The organism is Mycetohabitans sp. B2, from assembly GCF_021733735.1.
In the GTDB taxonomy this organism is placed as follows: Bacteria; Pseudomonadota; Gammaproteobacteria; order Burkholderiales; family Burkholderiaceae; genus Mycetohabitans; species Mycetohabitans rhizoxinica.
This window is the reverse complement of sequence record NZ_JAHKSP010000067.1, coordinates 1-3,922: the sequence shown is the minus strand read 5'-3', so window position 1 is coordinate 3,922 and position 3,922 is coordinate 1. Positions and strand designations below refer to the sequence as shown.

Annotated in this window: 1 protein-coding gene; it reads right to left on the bottom strand. The window is 60.6% G+C overall.

Annotated elements, in window-relative coordinates:
• On the bottom strand, nucleotides 1-3,922 hold a 3,922-nt coding region (locus KPG66_RS15325), incomplete at both ends, for a non-ribosomal peptide synthetase (protein WP_237071354.1).

Below are 3,922 nucleotides of genomic sequence, written 5' to 3'. Positions count from 1 at the left end.
TGACGAACACCGAGCGCAGCGCTTCGTGACGCACAAACAGCGCATCCAGCGCTTGCTGCCAGGCTATACGGTTCAAGGTACCGCGCAGCCGCAGCGCCAGCAGAATATGATACGAGTCGCTCGCGCTGTCGAGTTGCGCGAGGAACCACAGCCGTTGCTGCGCGAACGACAGCGGCAACGCACTGTCACGCGACACCGGCGTGATCACTGGCAGCACGGCGCTGTCCGTACGTTGCGCATCCAATGCCGCGGCTAACCCGGTCAGCGTCGGCGCAGCAAACAGCGTCGCCAGCGGCAATGCAATGCCCAGCGCAGCTACCCGGTTCATCAAGCGTACTGCCAGCAGCGAATGGCCACCGAGCGCAAAGAAGCTGTCGTGCCGGCTGATCCTCTCCACGCCCAGCAGCTCAGACCAGATCTCGGCCAACGTGATCTCGAGCTCACCCTGCGGTGCCTCATACGCCTGATGCGCGAACGCGTCAGCGTCCGGCGCCGGCAATGCCCGCCGATCGAGCTTGCCGTTCGGCGTCAAGGGCAATGCGTCAAGCCGCACAAATGCACTAGGCACCATATACTCGGGCAACGCGGCCGCCATATGCGTGCGCAAAGTCCCCGCTAACGCGTCATCGGGCTCGGCCACCGCATACGCGACCAGGCGTTTATCCTGGCCTTCGCCCACGACCAACACCACCGCATCGCGCACCTGCGCGTGTTGTGCCAAGCGCGCCTCGATCTCACCCAACTCAATCCGAAAGCCCCGGATCTTGACTTGATGGTCGTTGCGACCGAGAAATTCCAAATTGCCATCGGGCAGATACCGTGCCAAATCCCCCGTCTTATACATTCGCGCATGCGCCTCATTCACGAACGGATCGTGCACAAAACGCTCGGCTGTCAGCTCCGGGCGGTTCAGGTAGCCGCGTGCCACCCCCGCGCCACCAATGTACAACTCGCCCACCGCGCCCAGTGGCACCGGCTGACCGTACCCATTGAGCAGGTAAATCCGTGTGTTCGCAATCGGCCGGCCGATTGGAATATTGACGATGTCTTCACGAATAGCGTCAATTCTATACGTCGTTGCAAACGTAGTACTCTCGGTCGGGCCATACCCGTTAATCAGTTGCCGGGGTGGCGTACTCCTTAGCACTCGCGCCACCACGCTGGCATCCAGTGCATCTCCGCCTACAATCAACGCCTTGAGTTGAGGAAAAACCGGCCCTAGCTCTATAAACAACTGATTAAACAGTCCAACAGTGAGCCACAAGATGCTAATGCGCTGTTCCCGCAAGGTTTGAGCAAAAGCAGCAGGATTGAGCACCGTATCGCGACTGATGACGACAGCAGCTGCGCCATTAAGTAACGGGGCCCAGACTTCAAAGGTACTCGCGTCAAAAGCAGGATTGGCCGCAAGCGCCACACGATCACCAGCCCCAACATCGAGATAACCATTGTTGATGACCAGCCGGGCAACGGAGCGATGCTCGACCATTACGCCCTTGGGCGTACCCGTGGAACCGGACGTATAGATCACATACGCCAGATGACGGGACGTCAGTGCCAGCACCGACGGATTGGTGTCCGCCCGCGCCGGTAATACATTCGGATCGAGCACCGTACGCGACGCGAGCGCCGCCTCACCGAGCGCGGCCCGGCCCGCCGCATCGGCCAGCACGATCTCCGGCGCCGCATCCGTGAAGATATGCGCGAGCCGCTCGCCCGGATAGGCGGAATCAAGCGGCACATACGCCCCGCCCGCTTTCAGTATCGCCAGCAACCCTACCACCATCGCAGGACTGCGCCGCACACAGATCGCCACCCGTGTATCCGGTTGTACGCCCAGTTCAATGAGCTGATGCGCCAAGCGATTCGCCTGTGCATTGAGCTGAGCATAGCTAAGCGTGCGCTCTTCAACCACCAATGCCGTCGCCTGTGGCGTGCGCTCAACCTGCGCTTCGAACAATTGGTGAATGCATTGGTGCGCCGGATAGTCCTGCTGCGTCGCGTTCCACGTGTTAAGCAACAGTTCGCGTTCCTCGCCAGGCAATACCTCCAGCTGCTCGACTGGCCACTCGGGTGCCGTCTCCAGTGCCTCAGCCAGACTCTCCAGCACCTGCTGCATATACCCGCACACTCGATTTGGGTCCAGCGACGTCACCGTCTGCACCGTCAGTCCCAGCGTTTGACCGAAATCTTCAACCGACAGTGTCAATGGGTAATTGGTGCGCTCCTTGGCACTCAGCAACTCAACGCCCGGCAGCCTGCCGCGCTCACCGGTACGGATCGCATTGTGCCGATAATTGAGCAGTGCACTGAATAGTGGCATGCCGACCGGCACGCCACTGCAGCGCTGCGCTAGCACCAATGACGCATGCTCGTGCTCGAGCAGCGCCGCCAGGCGCGCATGCGTCGCACGCACCGCGGCCTCCACACTGCCATCCAGGTCCACCCGCAGCGGCAACGTATTGATAAACAGGCCCATCGCACTGTCGGCACCCTCACCCGCTTGCATCCGCCCGAATAGCACTGTCCCAAACACCACGCGCTGTTGGCCACTGGCGCGTGCAAGCACCTGCGCCCACGCCAGATGGCACAGGCTGGCCAAGCTTACGCCCAACCGTTTGGCGTGCACCCGCAGTCGATCGTTCAGCGCTTGGGGCAGCATCCGGTGCGCTTCGGCAACCTGTACGCCGTCTCGATGTACGTCCGTGAGCCCAAATGGCAGTGTCGGCTCCTCAATATCCGCAAGTTGCTCGGTGAAGAAAAGCTCATGCTCAGTTTGACTGACACCCAGGCGCGCCTGCGCCACCAGGTTACGGAACGGTTGTGCTGCTGGCAGCGTTTCATCTTCACCTTCGATAAACGCACGCACCTCCGCGTGCATCACCTCCAGCGTCGAGTGATCGCCAATTAAGTGATGCAGCAGCTGGACCGCTAACCACCGGCCATCAGTATCTTGTGCAATCGCAAAACGCAGCAGCGGCGCTTGCGTCAGGTCCAGCCGCGTATGACGCGGATCGAAGCGTCGCGCCAACTGCTCGGCAATCGGCCCCTCCTTCGCCTCCAGCGCAAGTTCGGTCACCGATAGCGGAGCCTGTCGCCAAACCACCTGCGCAGGCGTGGATAGTCCTTCCCAGACAAACGCGGTGCACAGAATGTCGTGCCGGTTGATGACCTGTTGAACGGCAGCCAGATACTGATCAAGCCGCTCGCGCGTATCAAAAGCCAACTGCGCAATCAGCAGATACGGATCTCCGTCAGTGGCCAACAGATGGTGAAATAGGATGCCGTCCTGCAATGGCGACAGCGCATAGATGTCCCGGATATTCGCGACACCACCGGGCACCTGCTCAACGATCCGGTCAATTTCGGCCTGCGTCAGCTCGATCAGCGGCAGCAAGCCTGGTGTGAGCGCCGTCGTCTCACGCGTGACGCGATTTGCTGGCACTGCCACTTCGCGATGCTGACCCAACGACTGGGCCAGAACGCTGAGCACCGGTGTATCGAACAACGTGCGTACCGATAACTCCAAATCAACACGCCGCAAGCGCTCAATTAATCGTATTGCGAGCAATGAATGCCCCCCGAGCGCGAAGAAATTATCGTGCCGGCCGATCGGATTGACCCCAAGCAATTCGGACCAAATCTGAGCCAACGCAGTTTCGAGCTCGCCCTGTGGCGCCTCATACACTTGCAGCGCAAAAGCCGCGCCATCCGGCGCCGGCAGCTCACGCGGGTTCAGCTTGCCACTCAGCGTCAAAGGCAGCGTATCAAGCTGCACGAACGCGACCGGCACCATGTAATCTGGCAGCGTTTGGCTAAGATAGGCTTTGAGTTCGACCGGTGTCATCGCACCACCGTCAGCCGCAACCCAATAGGCCACCAAGCGTCTGTCACCCGGATGATCCTCGCGCGACACCACCGC